Raw genomic sequence first — 17,983 nt, forward strand, 5'->3', positions numbered from 1 at the left:
AAACTTTATCACCTGTCCACTTGATTTCTTTTGAAGCTAAATCAATTGTCTTAGCGAATACAAATACCTGTGTTAGAGCTAAAAGTAGTACCTTGAATGTTCTTTTCATTTGTTTGTTCTCCTATTTCTTTATAACTAAATGCAATCCATCTCTTACTGGAAGAAGGACTGATTGCAAATCTTCTCTGTCTGAAACTAATTTATTTAATGCCTTTATTGTCTTAGTTGACTCTTCTTCAGGATTCTCTTCTAAAACACGTCCTCCCCAAAGAGCATTATCAATAGCAATGATCCCACCTTCATTTAAAAGTTCAAGACCACGGTTAAAATAGTTTATATAATTCACCTTATCAGCATCAATAAAAATCATGTCAAATTTCTGTGAAGTCTCTGTCATATAGTCGAGAGCAGGTCCTAGAACTAATTCAATCTTCTTTCCCACTTCAGTTTCTGCCCAAACTTCTTTAGCTAGAGAAACAAAATCATCATTAACATCTAGTGTTGTAATCTTCCCATCATCAGGTAATGCTTCGGCCATACTTAAAGCTGAGTAACCTACGAATGTTCCCACCTCTAGGACATTCTTAGCATTTGAAATTTTCAGTAAAAGCTTCAATGTTGCATTCTCAAGGCCACCAGAAATCATTCGAGCAAAATCTGGAAACCTTTCAACTGCTGCTTCTCTAATACGTCTACATGCTGCACTTTCACCCTCACTTACAGAGGCACAGTATTCATTTATTATTTCTTTATCCATTTATATCTCCTTACGAAGAATTATATAGATAAAGAATATCGAATAATAGTATAATTAATTGAATAAGATTATCTAAAAAAGTGATCATGTATGACAGAAAATCAAATACTTATATTAGATACTATTATGAGAACCGGTAGTTTCAAGCAGGCCTCAATTGAATTGAACAAGTCTCAATCATCACTAAGCGTGGCCATTAAGAAACTAGAGGAAGAATTGGGATTTCTGATTTTTGATCGCTCAGAATATCGTCCCAAGATTACCGAAAAAGGGAATCTCTTTTACCAAAAGTCACTCAAACTCCTAGAACAATATTCCAACCTCTATGAGTATGGTCGAGAACTTGGTGGCATCGATAAGCCCATCATAAGAATTTCTATTGACTGTGTTATACCATTCACAAATGTTGTTCACATCTTAAATGATTTCCAAAGAGATAGACCTAATACAAAATTAAAAATAAGAACAGATGCTATTGACGGCGGCCTTGATCAGCTTCTTAATGATGAAGTTGAGATGGCGATTATTCCCAATATTGCGATTCCTCAATCTGTCGTGAAAGAAAAAATTATCACTATAAACTTCAAGCCATGTATTAGCCCTAAGAAATTAAAGGAGCTCAAAGGACACTATGAAAAGCTCCCTAGGATTATCATTAATAGTTCTTCAACTTCTCCAATAAATAAAATGGGCCACTTCGAAGAGCAGACAGAGGTTTGGCAAGTCAATGATCACAACTACAAATCACTTATGATTAAAAATGGATTAGGATGGGGAAATCTTCCTATTCAAATGTTTGAAGACGATTTAAAAAAAGGGAAGTTAATTGTTTTAGATGATTCTACTTTGGGTAGAAGATTTAGACTTCTTTATTGCAAGAAAAAAGAACGACCTACCTAAGTCGATCGTCTCTTTATCTTTGGAACTTGATTATAAAAGAATTTAACGATTAGCGCTTTTACAAAAAGGGTCAATCCCTACTCTTCTTTCATACTTCTTGTTCTTAAAGTTATAAATATGAGAACTATCCCATTCAAAACACTTACTGGGCTTTTTCTGTACAACCCAGCCGGAGGTTGATTCATAGGGAACATCCTTTGATTTTAAAAAATACACGTTTTAAACTGAAGTGAAATAATTACTTAGCTCCTAATGATGAAACCGATACTGTCCCAGGAAAATCTCTCACGTAGNGAAAAAGGTACTTTTGGGTATTCACTATAAAGATAGATATGATCTGCTCTTGTATTTTGTTGATGATTCCAACGATAGACGAGATGTCTGCCCTGCTTATGACTATTGTAAACAGGATCTAAATCAACTGAATCAAGAACCCAATCCTCATGTATGAAGTCGACAATTTCGTCAAAGAACTCTCTTTTTTCAGCAATTCTCTTTGAAATACTTCCGTCTGTATTCTTATATGATTCAAACTTACAACCCTTGATATATTGAACGACAGCATAATCCTCTAAATCATTTACTGATTGAGTTTTAAAAGAGGCATACATTCCAGTTCCATAACTCACTTCTGTCTTACTAAAATGAGCACCATAGTTATATGACTCAACCTTAAATGATTTTAGTCCACAAGAATCTGTACTCTGACAATTTCTATTTTTGAATACTTGAACCTTGGCCTTCTCTCTAACAACTTTTCCTGCAAAAGAAAAAGACGGTATAGCTAAGATCAAGATAAGAAAGTGCTTCATAGTTACTCCAATTTGAATAACTACTTTTAGCATCAGAGAGGATTTTCTCATATAGATGTGAGTAAGAATTACTCACTTAAAAAGCCTGTAACTTTAAGCACTTACAGGCTGTAAGTTTTTGTCATTTTATTCATAACTGGCCCTAATTTGCGCCAGCAAGAAATCAACAGCATTATTTCTAAGGGCAGGGCCCTTATCTTTATCAAGAGCTCTAATTTTTTCAAATGTTGCAAGAAGATCGATACTTCCAAAATCATCTTCTTCTACGACTATTGAGCCAACACTTTCTTTAGCGGCCATCGCATTATGGAATTGCTCATTCTTTTGCGCAATTTTTAAAGGTATAAAGAGACTAGGTTTTCCAAGGGCCATGAGCTCAGCTACCGTTCCTGCTCCAGATCTTGAAAGAACAACGTCTGCGGCTTTGAAGATATCTGGCATTTCATCACCTAGGAAGTCAGCTGTCTTATAGCTCTCATTTTCAAGTTTACGATATTCCTCAATATAACTAGCTCCAACTTGATGAATAATATCATAAGTTCCAGTTAAGTGTTCAAGGTTGTGCTTGATCTTGTCATTAAGAAGCTTGGAACCATTTCCACCACCAGTTACAAAGATAAGAGGCTTTCTCTTATTTTCTAAATCAATACCTTTATAACTCTTTGTTTGAATCGTCTTATCTAAGAAGATATCTCTGACAGGATATCCTGAAAGTTGAACCTTTCCTTGAGGGAAGAACTTTAATGAGTCTTCGAAACTTACAAATACTTTATCTGCAAACTTAGAGGCCACTTTATTCGCGAGTCCAACTCTCGTTGTCTGTTCGTGAATGAAGACTTTAGCTCCTAAGAGCTTCCCAGCAATAACGACGGGAACAGAAACGAATCCCCCCATAGAGAAAATAACTAATGGACCTTTTTTTAAGAAGAATATTTTCCACAAACTCTGAATAAGTCCTATAAATACTTTAAATATATCGATGAAGTTTTCAACAGAGAGGTAGCGACGAATCTTTCCCGTCGAAATACCAATATAACGATCAACTTTTCCTTCAGTTAGTTTTGATTCAATACCTGTATATGACCCAAAATAAATAATTTCGAAGTTTTGAGACTTAAGTTTAGATATTAGTGTTAGGGCAGGAACAACGTGTCCCCCACTTCCACCACCTGTGAATATAATTTGGTTTTTCTTCATAAGGAAGATTATACATTCGAAGCTGCAACATATCCAGAGGACCATGCCCACTGAAAATTATAGCCTCCCAGTAACCCTGTTACATCAAGAACCTCTCCTATAAAGAAAAGTCCAGGAGAAAGCTTACTTTCCATTGTTTTTGAGCTTACTTGATCTGTGTCGACCCCACCTCTAGTAACCTCGGCTTTTCTGTAGCCTTCAGTTCCTGAAGGAATGAAGTCAAACTCATGAAGTAATTCTTTTAGCTCAAGAATTTCTTTCTTAGAAACTTCTGCCCCCTTCTTTTGGAGAATTCGAGGGATTTGCCCAATCCATGTTTCCACAAATCTAACAGGGAGATATTCTTTAAGAGAGTTGAGAACTATTTTCTTACTATTCTTTGAAAGAATTTCAGAAACATCTATAGACGGAAGAAAGTTGATGCGAACTTTCTCTCGATGAGACCAATATAAAGATGCTTTTAAGACGGCCGGACCACTAAGGCCTCGATGAGTAAAAAGAATATTTTCCATAAAGCTCTGATCACCACTACTCACCTTAGCAAGAACAGAGACCCCAGAAATAGAGCTAAACTCTCTTTTTTAAATCCTCGTCAGCAGTAAAGGAAACAAGTGCCGGATTTGTCTCAATGATCTTATGCCCAAATTGACGAGCAATCTTGTAGCCAATATCACTGGCTCCCATCTTTGGCATAGAAAGACCACCACAAGCAACTATTAATTTCTTAGCTCTGTAGAGATCACGATTCGTCTTAACTTCATATGATCCATCCTCTTCAGTCTTTAGCACTTCAGAGACTCTTTCATCACAGTTAATTTGAGCACTCTTACCAATTTCTTGTAAGAGCATATTTAAAATCTCTTTAGAAGTTCCATTACAGAAGAGTTGGCCTAACGTCTTTTCATGGTATTTCACATCGTATTTCGAAACGAGATCAATGAAGTCCCAATTTGTGTATTGCTTTAAGGCAGATTTTACAAAGTGCTTATTCTTAGAAACGTAGAAGCTTGAATCAACTTCTAGATTAGTGAAGTTACAACGTCCTCCACCTGAGATAATAATCTTACGTCCAGGGCTTTTATTGGACTCGATAAGAAGAACTGACTTTTTTAATTTGGTGGCATGTGCCGCGGCCATTAAGCCTGCAGCACCTGCACCAATTATTATGACGTCAAATTCTTTCATAGGATAAATTAGTAGTTGTAGTTCCTATCCATAGAGTTTCCGTTAGAGTTTCTTCTGTTTCCATTAGAATTTCCAGAAGATCTTCTTCCGCCTCCTCTTGAACGGTTTCCACCACGAGATCCACCTCTATCGAAGTTTCCTCCGCGACCTCCACCACTTCTTGGACCGAAATCACGTCTACCACCACGAGATCCACCAGAACGGTTCTCTCTAGTTGGTTCAAATCTCATTCTTCTTTCACCAGCAAATAGGTTTGTACTACCAATTAACTGTTCTTGATACTGAGCAGGAACATCTAAGAAAGAGAATTTCTCTTTAAGTTGAACATTTCTGATCATTCTCTGATCAATTTTTAGTTCTCCTGCGATATCTTCAAGTAGAGAGTGAAGAGTTAATCCATCATCACGACCAGCACTTACGAAGAATCTGATATTTCCTCTGTGGTCTGGTGTTCCTACTGTATTTCTCTCTCTTTTCTCTCTTTGTGGAGCATCAATAACTGGCTCACGGTCTAGTCTATTCATTGCATCTGCAAATAATGACTTGAACATAACTTTTAGGATCTGTTCTTTATCTAGGTGCTCAAAAGCATCTTCGAATAACTTGAATGAGTCATCCATTTTGTCATTCTTTTCAAGATCTTCAAAAATAAAGTCGAATTGATTGACTGATCTTCTAATCATCGCATCTTTTAAGATATCAACAGTTGGAAGAGTCTCTCTTTCAATTTTTGCTTTCGTCAGTCTTTCAAGTTGACCAATTTTTCTTAACTCTGAAGGAGCAACAACACTTAAGGCCATACCTTTTTGTCCTGCACGCCCAGTACGTCCAATTCTGTGAACATATGACTCAAGATCTTGTGGTAGACCAAAGTTAAATACGTGAGTTAAGTGATCAACATCGATCCCTCTTGCCGCAACATCTGTACAAACAAGAAGCTTAACTCTCTTATCTTTAAACTTCTTCATCGTGTGATCTCTATGCTTTTGATCCATATCACCGTGAAGAGAGTCTGCTAGGTAACCTCTCATATTAAGTTCATCTGTCAGGTTCTTCGCTTCTAGCTTAGTCTTAGTAAAGATAATTCCATAATACTCTTCAACTGCGTCAAGAAGACGGCATACAGCTTCTTTCATCTGTCTGTCTCTTACGACATAGAATTTCTGAGTGATATTTTCGTTACTTAATGTTTTCTTTTTGATTTTAATAATCTTCGGCTCATTAAGATAATCTTGGATTAGCTCAAGAATTGGTCTTGGCATAGTTGCTGAGAACATCCACGTTTGCTTATCTTCTCTTTCAACATAGCTTAGAATTTCTTTAACATCATCAAGAAATCCCATATCTAGCATTTCATCTGCCTCATCAAGAACAGAATAAACTGCGTTCTCAAGCTTAAGAGCTCTTCTGTTGATAAGGTCAAGAACACGTCCTGGCGTCCCAACAACAATCTGAGGCTTCTTTCTCTTAAGATCTCTAATTTGATTATCGATAGATGTTCCACCGTAAACAGAAATAGCTTTTACTCCGTCTTTACTAGAAAATTTTCCCATTTCTTCACAGATTTGGTTTGCAAGTTCTCTAGTTGGAGAAAGTACGATGGCCTGGATTGTTTTTTCACTTGGGTCAATATTATTTAATAGTGGTAGCGAGAATGCCGCAGTTTTCCCAGTTCCTGTCTGGGCTTGACCAACAAAGTCTCCTTGCTCTTCGCAAAGATATGGAATAGCTTCCGCTTGAATTTCAGTTGGTTCTGTAAATCCTCGTTCTTCGATTGCACGCAAAAGCGTGGCTTTCAATGGAAAGTCAGAAAAGTTCAATTTAATCTCCTTAATAACGCTTCTCCCTTAATAGGGATTATTTAATAACCTATTGGTCAATAGACTATGTCCGAGGCGAAATAAGCACGACAAATCAAACACTTATAGTGTGAATCGTGGTTTGAACGATTAGGATGGCACAATTTATTGAACAATATAAGCATTTACTACTATCTTTTGCACCAAGTTACCAGCTAAAATCCCAAACAGTGTAAAAAAACCTCATTAATTTCCAATAAGTTGTTCATACTTTTTGATTCTATTTTTAAGATCATCAGGGATATTTTCACCAGCAGATCCAGTAAATCCCATCTGAATTGACTCTTTATATTGATTTAAACATTTCTTCCCATACTCATGACGTGGAAATTTTTCGATACAATCGACAAGGTACATATCGGCCATTGAGTAATAGTAGCTAAAGTTCAGGGCACGATCTGCATACCCTAGCCAATAAAGAGCGATAGGTTCCTCACTATTGCTTCGATGATACTTTAAAATATTTAAAACTCTTCCGGAGAGCACCATCAGATCAATTATGCTGCGAGAAGATTCTCTTTGCTTCTCTATTTTTGCAAGGTAGAAAGTTTCGAGATCCTTAACTGAATTAGTTTTCATCAATTTCTTATCGTTCACCCACTTGTTTAAATCACGACTCCACTGATTTAAATCTTCGCGAAACTCAACAGGGAGTACTTTATTTCCTTTATAAGTTTCAACAAATGATAATGCTTTTTCTGGCTTAAAACTTGTCTTAGTGTAATAGCTAAGAACTCTTTTAAAAGCTCCCTCTATTTTTGAAAAAGAAATAAAGCCAATCTGCTTCTTCTTTTCCAAACTAGCTTCAATATACTTTTCGTAGTAGCGAATACTCGTTGGATAGTCTCTTAAAACATAGAAAGACTCTGCTCTTTCAAAATCACTCTTCATCTTCCAAGCCTTAGCCCTCATTTGAGACAGTACAGTTTGAGAAGCCTTTGTTTTTAATTGGGCGTGACAAGTAATACAAAGAGACTGTGTTGCATTTAATCTATTTCTTGCAAAGAATTTTTGCTTGTGCTGAAAAGCAATTTTTGTCTCTTCTAAATGCTGGCGCATAACACTTAATGAAGGAGCATAATCCAAAGTCTTTAACTTATTACTACTATGAACTCCTTTAAAGGCCATCAGTAGATTATCAATATAAGTATGAATCTTTTCTTCACTCTTTGGATCAGTGAATTTCTTTTCATCAACTAAGTAAGGTGAAAGTTCCATCATTGAATCAAATGCAACATGCATATAATCCTTCGTCGATGCAAAACTTGATAACATTACTACACTTAATAAAAGACTTTTTCCTAAATTCATTCACCTCTCCCTTTCATAAAAGGTTATAATGATGTTGGATTATAAACTCTGAGCCACATCATACTTTTTGGAATATTACTCAGTCATAATCATATAAAAATGGAAATCATATGAATAATGAATTTATCTACAACCCAAGTGAATTTAATGGTCATAGTCATGCCTCAACTATCGAAGAACATAATGGTAGAATCTTTGCCTCTTGGTATGCTTATAAAGAAAAAGAACATGAACAAGGGCAAATTGTCCTTTCTGAATACGACAAGAATGAAAAGAAATGGAGTAAAGGTAGCTTTATCTTTCCTCAACTAAGAGGTTCATCATGTGGTAATCCTGTTCTCTTTAGCCATAATGGAAGTCTCAATATCTTCTTTGTCATCTTAAAAAGAAACTACTGGGACTCTGCTGAACTCTTTGCCTCTTCAATGGCAGAAGACGGTTCTTGGACACAACCTCTCAAAGTTAATACAGAGCCAGGTATCATGATTCGTCATAGACCACTGATCATTAATAATCAGGCGACGATATGTGCATATGATGAGAAGACGATGTCTACAATTCTCTACAGTTTTCAAAATGAGATTCACGCTTGGACAGAGTACTCTTCTTTTAAGGGAGAATATATTCAGGGAGATCTGATCGCGACATCATCTAAAGCATGGCAAATGTATCTCAGAGCAGCTGGAGATAATAACCATGTTATGAAAGCCCTTTCACCCGATGCTGGAAAGACATGGGATATAGCGAGAGAGACACCCCTCTATTGCCCGCTTTCAGGAATCGCAGCGATAAAGTTTGATGGGAATAAAATTCTCGTATGTAATAATCACACTGAAAAGCATCAAAGATATCCACTTTCTCTTTCAATCTCAGAAAGCTTAGGCTTACGATTTGAGAAAGGACCCTTTCATATTGATAAATCCGAAATAGAGCTTTCTTATCCTACGTTACTTGAAGACTCTGATGGAATGATTCATCTATGCTACACATACAACAGAAAAATGATTAAACATATTATGATATCAAAAGAAGAACTCTTTGAAAGATGTGAGGTTTCTCATGCTTAAAGAGCTCACTGATTTTAAAAACCTCCATCCAACAAAGCACTGCTTCATTATTTCAAGTGGTCCAAGCTTAAAAGAACTGGACCTCGAGCCATTGAATAGAAGGATTACCTTCGGGTTAAATCGCTCATTCTTGGCCTTCCCAAATTCATACTACCACTGTGCTTTTGATCATAGACTTTGGGACCTCTATCCAGAGGAACTAAAACAATCTCGTTTTCTCTTCACTCTTGATGATAGACCTTCAGGAATCCCGATAAACCTATTAGGTGCAGATGGTTTTAGTTGGGATTTAGAGGAAGGGATTTATAGTGGCTATACGATCAGCTACTTTGCCCTTCAACTAGCTGTCTACATGGGTTTTAAAGAAATCTATTTTCTAGGTCTTGATCTTAAGAATAATAATGAGGAAACTCACTTCTTCGGGCGCGATTTCAACTCAGCAAATCATGACAATACTGAATACCCAAAAATGAGAAAGAGCTTTGAAAAAGTCGCAAATCTTCTAAAGGAAAGAGGAATCAAGGTTTATAACTGTAGCCCTGTTTCCACCCTAGACTGCTTTCCTTATATAGATTACGCCGAGGCCATCAAAAGATAGTCCCTAAAATCTGTATCCAGCACCTAGATGAATCGTTTGTGGATAATATTGTTCTTGAAATGATGGTACGCGAACGTCCCTCTTCACAAGATTTAAAACTTTAAAACTCAAGAAGAGATTATCTGTATAATTGTAACGAGTATTTAGATCCATAAGAAAATAACCATTATCTCTTTGATCTTGATCATCACTTCTAAACTCATCAAGATACTTTCCAACCAGTGTTAGCTGTAATTTATTAAACTGATAATGTGTTCCAATATTTGCCATGACTCTTGGAGCCCCTGCGACATCTTGACCACTAATATCTGACTCCTGAGAAAGCTTATCTAATCGAGCTTTAGCGTAGCTCCCATTAAAAAAGATATGCCACTTCTTAACAGGAAAATACTTAAACTCAAATTCAGCCCCTTGAGAAACAGTTTCCCCACTATCATTGCGATAAGAGTTCTTTGTATCAAAAGTCCTTCTATTTAGAGCATCTTTAATAATTGTATGAAAAAGAGATAAACTACTTGAATAAGTCGCTGCCGTGTATGTCATCCCAAATTCATAAGAGTTTGCTGTCTCAGCATTTAATTTACTTTGCTTTAATGAGTTACCTTCTTCAACCACACCAGCATTGATCAAAGTCGACTTTAAATCAGGAGACCTCAACGCTGAAGAAAAGAGTAGTTTTGCATTCCAACGATCACTTAACTTCTGAATGAGAGATATTCTAGGTGATAGTTTTGAAGCTTCTGCATAATCCGAATTTACCTCATCAAAACGTAATCCCACCGTATAGAGCAAGCCCTTTCCAAGATTCAAACTTCCAGAAAGCTGTCCATAACCAGCATATGTACGCAGCGGTCCAGATCCTCTTTCAACAAAAGCATTGGATCCTTGACCATTTCCCTGTTTCGTCCCACTACTATTATCAGCGAGAAAGCGATAATCAAAAGAAGTTCCAAAAACAAAGTTCATCTTTTCATTTAGGTCGTACTTTGCTTCAACTTGTCCATCATAACCCTTGAAAACAAAGTTATAACTATAGCGATTTCCTTCTTCGATAGACTCAGAATACCTTAAGTAAGAATCGATACTTAACTTCTCATTTATCTCTTTTTGATACTTCCCATAGAAGCTACTTGTCACAAACTCATAAGTATAAGCATTATAGTCACTAGAGTTTTCAAAAGTTCCATGTTCATTCTTATTTTGAATATAACCAATAGAGAGATTTTTTAAAGCTCCCTTCTTAATCTTAATTAGTGCATCACTATGAGAATCTGCAACAGTATCAAAACCATGATTTGTTCTAGTCTTAGAATGCTCATAACTTTGAGTCCCTGACTTATACCCATAGATCTCACCAGTTGGATCTTGTGAGTACTGAGCAAACCTCACTCTCCCCTCAATTTCATCATTTCCAAAAGCAGAGAATCCCATCGCTCCATGAGAGCTATGACTTCCTCCAAAAAACTGAGCTTCAGAGTGGCTTCCCTTGCCTTTTTTTAAGGTTGTAATATTAATGACACCAAAGAAAGCACCTGTTCCATAGAGAGCAGATCCTGGGCCTTTGAGAAACTCAATCTTCTCAACACCTATAAGTGACATATCAGTATCAATAGGAGCACGACCATTTCTCAAGTGATTTAAGGGAATACCATCTAGTAGAACGAGAACTTTATTATTGTCGAAGCCTTCAACTCTTTGGCCACGAACCATCAAATTGTTCTGGCCAGCATAAATACTCGCCGACGAGAAACCAGGTGTAATCGAAGCTAAATCTCGAATCGTATAATACCCAAGATTCTCAATATCTCTCTTTGTATAAACAGAAATCACCCCAGGGGCATCGGCCAAGGATACTTTCTGCTTTGAGGCCACAGAAACGTCGATATTAAGTAGTTGTTCTATTGAAAGATCATATAGTTCACTCTCCAAGGCCATCGCCCCAGAACTTAAAATAATCGCTGATACAAGCTTCTTGCTGAATTCCATTTCATCTCACTTACTTTGTTTATAGAAAAATTTTATTGATTTAGTACAGAGAAGTAAAGATTTGGATTTTAGGCAACAAAAAGAGCTCCGATAACGGAGCTGATTTTTTTAATTGTGATTTAAAGATGGTGCCCAGGAGAGGACTTGAACCTCCACGCCAAAGGCACTAGATCCTAAGTCTAGCGTGTCTACCAATTTCACCACCTGGGCACAATTAATTTTGAATTGGTTAAGCGTGAGAATATATATACGGACATTTTTCGACTTTGGCAATACCTAAGCCGCTTTTTTCTCATATTTTGCTAATTTTTTTCTAACTCGCTAATTCTGTTCTGCATTATCGAGTTCTCTTGTTTAGCCTTGTGTAATTCTTTCTTCTTTTTCTGTCATATCTGACTGGAGCTTATCATTGAGAAGATTAATCTTTTCAAGGTTCTTCTCTAGACGCTTGATATTTAAATCACTAGCGGCCTTACCTGCACCAGCGCCACCTGTTCTACCGGCCATCTTCTTGAGTTTCTTCTCTAATTCATTCATCTGAGAAGACATGAACTTAATCTTCTGCTCATACTTCTTCACTTCAAGCTCAGATGATTTCAACTGGGCTTCCATTTCCTTGATTCGAGCATCGTTTTCATTTAACTGAAGTGGTGAGGCCGGAGCTTCTTCTTTTTCAGGCTTTGCAGCCAACTGTTTTTTGAATTCATTTACTTGAGATTGGAGGTTTTCAACCTTCTCTCTTTCTTTATCTAGAAGACTTTGTAGACCTGAATCATTTGACTGTTGAAAGCCAATCGTTCCATTCTTAATCTCTGCTTCATACTTCTCATTAATTGTCTCAAATCTCTCATTTGTTAACTTGAGCTGATTCGCGAGATTCTTATTTTCAGTCTCGAGTGCAGAAACCTTGCTCTTCAAATCACTACTATCAGCAGCGAGCTCTTTATCTTTCAAATCTTCGAGCTTATCTTCAGGTAAGAAGATACGATGATCTTATTCTTTAAAGCGTGCTCATGAGAGTTTATTAACTGCTCTTCACGCTTCTCTTTAATATTAACTTCTTTAAGTAATGCAGATATCTGAACTTCAGCGACCTTAAACTTCGCCTCATAGGAATCAGCTCCCTCAGAAGAGATTTTTTCCATCAGAGATTTTTCAGCTTGTTTCTTGGCCACAAAGTCAGCCTTCATAGAATCAATAATCTTTTTCATTCTTATGATCTGATCTGTTTTACTTACAAGTTGACCGCGAAGTCTTTCATTATCAAGACGTAAAAATACTTCCTGACTATCAGAACTTCCAATTTCTTCGCCTACCATAGTTGAAGAAACATTATCTACAAGACTGTCTTGAAATTTATTTGCAACTTGATCATTAACACCAAGCTCTTCTTTAAGAATTGATCTGACTCGGTCCTGGATATCTTTCTCGGAATGATCCCCAAGAGAAGTAATTCTCATAACTTCTTCTTTAACCTTGGCCGCAATTGAAGATCTCTTAACTCTCCAAGTATCATCAATAACTTCTCGAGAGCCTTTGACAAGCATTGTCTCTTCGCCAAGATCTTCTTTTGAACCTTTAACAATCTGAGACTCTTCATCCAAATTCTCATGTCCAGAAACGATATTCACTTCTTCTTTGCCATCTTTAGATCCAGCGATTCTTTGAATTGCTTCATCTTCGTTAGCAAACATCCCAACGGCCTCAAATGATTCCATCTCTTCAAGTGCTTGTGCTAGCTTGGTCGCAATATCAGTCTCTTTTAGGGCCTTCTCACGACTTCCCTTGACTGTAGAATTGATAGTGTCATAGACATTGTAACTCGAGACTGCTTTTTCAATGAAGTCAATGTCCTCTTGAACTAGGCCTTTAACAACTTCATGATTAGGGTACGAATCTAATGTCTGCTGAAGACTAAAGAGTTCAGGGTTCTTATCCTTTTCAGCTTTTGCAAAGTCTATAATTTTCTTAATTGTACTAAATGGACTTCTCTTAACTTCGCTCTTATCGTTCTCTATATTAAATTCAACATCTTCTTTCTTTAAGCTCAGAAGACGATTAAAACCTTCATAGACACTTGTGTTTTCAGAAGCTTTAGAGAACCCCTCTAAGTGATGTTTTAGAAGAGATCGAGTCGTCGTATTTTCAAACCATACAAGTGAGATGACGAGTTCTTGAGACTTTTTAAGAAAGTAATTGTCAATAAGTGATGCATTTAGTCCTTCAAGTAGTTCACCCGAATCTTGAATTTCAGAGAATTCTTGTATGGGTGCATGAAATTGTAGAACTGTATAATCTTCAGAAATAATATAATCTACATCCAAAGGTAGGGCTTTTAAATTACTAAAGTAAAAGTTAGAAATCTTTACAAATGCCTCAATAACACTTTCAAACTTCTTAGATTGTTTATGAATACTTGTCGAAAGGATATCAAGATAATAACCAATACTAAAAGGTTCTGTCATTTTGACAGAGCGGGCTTCACCGCTAATCTCAGCCTCAACATTAATAGAAGAATCCTCTCCTATAAAACGCAATAGATAGTTCTTAATAAGTGGTTTATCTAAAACCTCTTGAGTTATATATGAGAACTTAGGATGCTCAATTGATTCACCGCTGATAATCAAGACTCTCTCATTTTCCTCGACTTCATAATTAGCGTCATCTGTGAAAACAAAGTCAAAACTATCCCTTGCTAACTCATCAGAGTATAGCTCCACTTCACAATCAGCAAGAAGTTCTTCTATTTTAGAACTCCACTCCTGTTCAAGTGATAAGAGAATGGCTTTTTTTGTCATTTCACTCACTATTTATGCTGTCCTCCCAACTTCAAGTCTCATCATGGCCTTTAATCTTTCAAAACCTCTTAGTTTTGAAATATAGTCTGTTAATAGGCCTGTTGCATCTCCCTTGCGAAGATCAAAATCAACGTAAGGAATAAGGTTCTCTACGAAGCTCATGATGTGTGCTAAGTCACCTACCTCTGAACTCCATAGTCCTTCAGGCCCATTTCCTAGAGAAAGGTTTTCATGGTGTAACTTTACAAGATGCTTAAATATAAACTCACCTTCAGTTACCTGATCGAGATACTGATCAACATTGGCACCATGGTGAGAAAATTGTTTTAATAACTGAGATTCAAAGGCCGATGACTGTTCAACTCTTTGCTTTTCTAGATCTCTTAGATGGAACTCTGACATTCCCTTATTGACGAAATCTAGGTCGGCCACGAGACATGAGTTAAAAAGCTTCTTTAGAAAACTATAGTTCATGTGACCCATCGCAAATGCTAGAAGCGTCGTCATTGAGGCCAAGGCCATTGATCTCTTCAATGCATCTGAGTTTTTAAGATAATAAATATCTTCAATATCTTTAGGTAATTCATAGAAAGATCTATAACAAATCGTGAACCAGTCAATATAACTTCCCTCTTCGCTTCCAAGGAAGGTACTTGAAAAAGGAATCCAGAATTGGTCTCTTAGTTCAACTCTTTCTCTTTCATTTGTGGCCACCTCTAGTTTCTTAAAAACCTCGAGCTGCTCATTAACTAATTTCCAGTTAATATATGAATTCATTTCTAAAGTTGCTTCTTTTTCAACAAGCTTATTTACAAATTCAAGATCAACGAACTCACCACAACTTCCGACTCGGGTTGAGTTTCCGCTCTTCTTAACCCACATTAAGTCACCCCATAGTAACTTATGCTCGGTTAATTCTTGAATATTGACGCTTCTTTCGCTCATTTTACTACCTTAAAAAACAAGTCCAACTATGGCCTCGTCTTCTAACTTTTCGGTGTTTATAAATGAATTTTTAGGGATTTAAGTGCGAGCAAAATACTCAGGAATTTAATTTCACAAAAAAAAAGCCCTCTATTGAAGAGGGCCGTTATTTGATTTTAAGCTTTACCTTTTAGCTTTGGATCTAGAGCATCTCTAAGAGCATCCCCTAGTAGGTTCAGTGCTAGAACCAGAATAAACATGGCCAGAGTCGCAGCTCCAAGTTGCCACCATACCCCACGAGCAAGCTCAAGTTTAGAGTCATCAATCATTGTTCCCCAAGATGGTACACCTTGAACACCTAAACCTAAGTACGAAAGGATAACCTCAGACTTAATAGCAGTCTGGAATCTTAGAGAGAACTGAATAATAACGATATGAAGAATATTTGGAAGAATATGCTTAAGCATTCTTCTACGGTGACCGGCCCCAAGTGCTGATGCCGCTTGTACATATTCTCTTTCTTTGTGTCTCATGACTTCACCTCTTACAAGACGACAAAGAGGAACCCAACTTGTTACACCAAGTGCAATAAAGAGTGTTCCTGTTCCCTTCCCAAGTACGAACATAATCGCGAAGAGAAGCATAATATAAGGAATTGAAGCAAGAGAAGTATAGAACCAAACAATTGTCTCATCGACTTTACCACCAAAATACCCAGCAGTTAGTCCTAGAATAACTCCAATAACTGTCGAGATTAGTGCTGTGATAAGACCAATGGCAATGGCCATTTCAACACCCTTAAGTGTTTTAAGAAAAATACTTCTACCAAAGATATCAGTCCCAAAGATATGCTCTGCACTTGGTGGTAAGTAAGAAGCTCCCACTTCTTTTTCCCAACCAGATGCCACAACACCAGTCACAGTTAAAATAGCAATCAGTACATAAATACTAATAATCGCTAATGAGAAAACTGCGGTTTTATCTTTCTTTAAAGAGTCCCACGCGTGAGACCATAGTGATTTTGATTTACTTTCCATTGGTGCACCCATTATTTCAGCCTCACTCTTGGATCTACTAATGTGTATAAAATGTCCGTAATAACAGTAAAGACGATATAAGCTATCGCTGAAAGAATAGTCATCGCCTTAATAACAGGGAAATCACTATCAAATACTGCTTTTACTGTTAAACCACCAAGCCCAGGGATTGAGAAGAAACTCTCAATGAGTAGTGCCCCTAGAATAAGAAATGGAATCTGGATAACAACATAAGTAATAATTGGAATCATTGAATTTTTAAGAACGTGTTTTAGAAGAACTTTAGTCTCACTTAAACCTTTCGCTCTCGCTGTTCTTACATAGTCTTGATAAATATCATCAAGAATAACTGTTCTGAAGTATCTTACGTCTGGACCAATACTAAGAACGACATAGATAAATACAGGTAAAATAATATAAGGAATAAAATTAGGGAATCCCATCTCATATCCGGAGATTTCAAACCAGCCTAGTTTATAAGCAAAGAAATACTGGAAGAAGAGGATATAAGCCAGTGAAGGAATACTCATCATCCCAACACACTTAATAACAAGGGCCCTATCAAGTAGAGTTCCACGCTTAAAGGCAACAACGATCGAAATAAGAATTGCGAGAATTGTTGAGATCAGGAAAGCCGGCAGTGTCACTGTTAAAGAAGGAACAGCCCCTTCCTTAATCATATCGATAATCTTTTGCTTAGTTGACCAAGATCTTCCAAAATCAAAAGTAAAAGCAGACTTAACAATATCAAAATATTGTTGAACAAGTGGTTTATTTAAACCAAGTTCTCTTCTAACTTCAGCAATTTGCTTAGCTGTCGCGTGCTTACCTAAGAGATGTTGAGCTGGATCGTAACCAGAAACGTTAAAGATAATAAAGATAATAAGACATACACCCAATACAATAGGGATTGTGTATAAAAGTCTTCTAATGACATATGACCAAAGATTCACGTGGTCCACTCCTTATAAACGAGGAAAGCCATGAGCCCTTGTTTTTTAATAACAAGGAGCTCATGGCATCTTTTTTTAAGTATTAAAGCTTTTTGATAACTTCTTGCTTCTTCTCAAGATCAATATTGATATATTGAGCTTGTCCTGCTTCGAAGTCAGTTGGCATATAGTTCTTAAGCCAAGAGTGCTTAAGAGTATATCCAAGTCTGTGTACACCAAAAATCCATGGAACTTCTTCCGCAGCCATTCTGTTTAGCTTTTCGTAAAGAGCAGTTCTCTCTGGAGAATCTTGCATAACTGAAGCTTTCTTGAATAGTTGATTGAACTCAGGATTGTCATATCCAGATCCGTTTGCACCTGGAGACTTATTTGGTCCATAAAGTAGCTGTAGGAAGTTTTCAGCATCTGGGTAATCTGCACCCCATGCAATTCCGTAAAGCATAACTTGTCTTTTAGTGATTTTCTTTTGAAGCTCTGGCCAAGTATTTTGAACAACTCTTACGCTAATTCCAATCTCACCCATGTGCTTTTTAAGAAGTTCTCCGATCTGTCTTGAAGTTGAAGAACTTGGACAGTCGTAAGTAATTTCAGGAAGCCCT

Annotated in this window: 14 protein-coding genes, 1 tRNA gene and 1 pseudogene; 3 read left to right on the top strand and 13 right to left on the bottom strand. The window is 36.9% G+C overall.

What is annotated here, in order from left to right:
- Window positions 1–121 precede the first annotated feature (121 nt).
- Window positions 122–757, bottom strand: coding sequence for an O-methyltransferase (locus M901_RS08650; protein WP_021277829.1), 636 nt, complete (start codon window positions 755–757; stop codon window positions 122–124).
- Between the two features lie 90 nt (window positions 758–847).
- On the opposite strand from M901_RS08650, the gene M901_RS08655 reads away from it, so the two are divergent.
- Complete coding sequence (locus M901_RS08655) at window positions 848–1,657, top strand: LysR family transcriptional regulator (RefSeq protein WP_021277818.1); 810 nt, start codon at window positions 848–850, stop codon at window positions 1,655–1,657.
- A gap of 938 nt (window positions 1,658–2,595) precedes the next feature.
- On the opposite strand, the gene M901_RS08665 is transcribed toward M901_RS08655, so the two are convergent.
- The 4 genes and pseudogenes from M901_RS08665 to M901_RS08680 form a co-directional block, all read right to left on the bottom strand.
- Complete coding sequence (locus M901_RS08665; protein ID WP_021277815.1) at window positions 2,596–3,666, bottom strand: glycosyltransferase; 1,071 nt, start codon at window positions 3,664–3,666, stop codon at window positions 2,596–2,598.
- Between the two features lie 8 nt (window positions 3,667–3,674).
- A pseudogene (locus M901_RS18400) lies at window positions 3,675–4,851 on the bottom strand (NAD(P)/FAD-dependent oxidoreductase).
- 8 nt (window positions 4,852–4,859) lie between these two features.
- Complete coding sequence (locus M901_RS08675) at window positions 4,860–6,671, bottom strand: DEAD/DEAH box helicase (protein ID WP_021277827.1); 1,812 nt, start codon at window positions 6,669–6,671, stop codon at window positions 4,860–4,862.
- A 225-nt stretch (window positions 6,672–6,896) separates the two neighbouring features.
- Window positions 6,897–8,021, bottom strand: a complete 1,125-nt coding sequence (locus M901_RS08680; protein ID WP_034721452.1) for a hypothetical protein — start codon at window positions 8,019–8,021, stop codon at window positions 6,897–6,899.
- 110 nt (window positions 8,022–8,131) lie between these two features.
- Between M901_RS08680 and M901_RS08685 the strand changes: the two genes are divergently transcribed.
- On the top strand, window positions 8,132–9,088 hold the full coding sequence (locus M901_RS08685; RefSeq protein WP_021277830.1) for an exo-alpha-sialidase: 957 nt from the start codon (window positions 8,132–8,134) through the stop codon (window positions 9,086–9,088).
- Window positions 9,081–9,686, top strand: a complete 606-nt coding sequence (locus tag M901_RS08690; protein ID WP_021277832.1) for a hypothetical protein — start codon at window positions 9,081–9,083, stop codon at window positions 9,684–9,686. The genes M901_RS08685 and M901_RS08690 overlap by 8 nt, the downstream gene beginning before the upstream one ends.
- A 3-nt stretch (window positions 9,687–9,689) precedes the next feature.
- Here the strand turns inward: M901_RS08690 and M901_RS08695 are convergent, their stop codons facing one another.
- From M901_RS08695 to M901_RS08730, 8 genes are all read right to left on the bottom strand, one after another.
- Window positions 9,690–11,672, bottom strand: coding sequence for a TonB-dependent receptor (locus M901_RS08695; RefSeq protein WP_021277816.1), 1,983 nt, complete (start codon window positions 11,670–11,672; stop codon window positions 9,690–9,692).
- 126 nt (window positions 11,673–11,798) lie between these two features.
- A tRNA-Leu gene (locus M901_RS08700) sits at window positions 11,799–11,882 on the bottom strand.
- 144 nt (window positions 11,883–12,026) lie between these two features.
- A complete protein-coding gene (locus tag M901_RS08705) occupies window positions 12,027–12,626 on the bottom strand; it encodes a hypothetical protein (protein ID WP_021277821.1) in 600 nt (199 codons plus the stop codon).
- Complete coding sequence (locus tag M901_RS08710) at window positions 12,623–14,470, bottom strand: hypothetical protein (RefSeq protein ID WP_021277823.1); 1,848 nt, start codon at window positions 14,468–14,470, stop codon at window positions 12,623–12,625. The genes M901_RS08705 and M901_RS08710 overlap by 4 nt, the downstream gene beginning before the upstream one ends.
- 12 nt (window positions 14,471–14,482) lie before the next feature.
- Complete coding sequence (locus M901_RS08715; protein WP_034721455.1) at window positions 14,483–15,415, bottom strand: hypothetical protein; 933 nt, start codon at window positions 15,413–15,415, stop codon at window positions 14,483–14,485.
- 155 nt (window positions 15,416–15,570) lie between these two features.
- On the bottom strand, window positions 15,571–16,431 hold the full coding sequence (locus M901_RS08720; RefSeq protein ID WP_232422523.1) for an ABC transporter permease: 861 nt from the start codon (window positions 16,429–16,431) through the stop codon (window positions 15,571–15,573).
- Window positions 16,432–16,442: 11 nt separating this feature from the next.
- On the bottom strand, window positions 16,443–17,384 hold the full coding sequence (locus M901_RS08725; protein WP_021277826.1) for an ABC transporter permease: 942 nt from the start codon (window positions 17,382–17,384) through the stop codon (window positions 16,443–16,445).
- 82 nt (window positions 17,385–17,466) lie between these two features.
- The coding region (locus M901_RS08730; RefSeq protein ID WP_021277831.1) for an ABC transporter substrate-binding protein at window positions 17,467–17,983 on the bottom strand (517 nt) is incomplete at its 5' end.

This window comes from Bacteriovorax sp. DB6_IX, assembly GCF_000447775.1.
Classification (GTDB): domain Bacteria; phylum Bdellovibrionota; class Bacteriovoracia; order Bacteriovoracales; family Bacteriovoracaceae; genus Halobacteriovorax_A.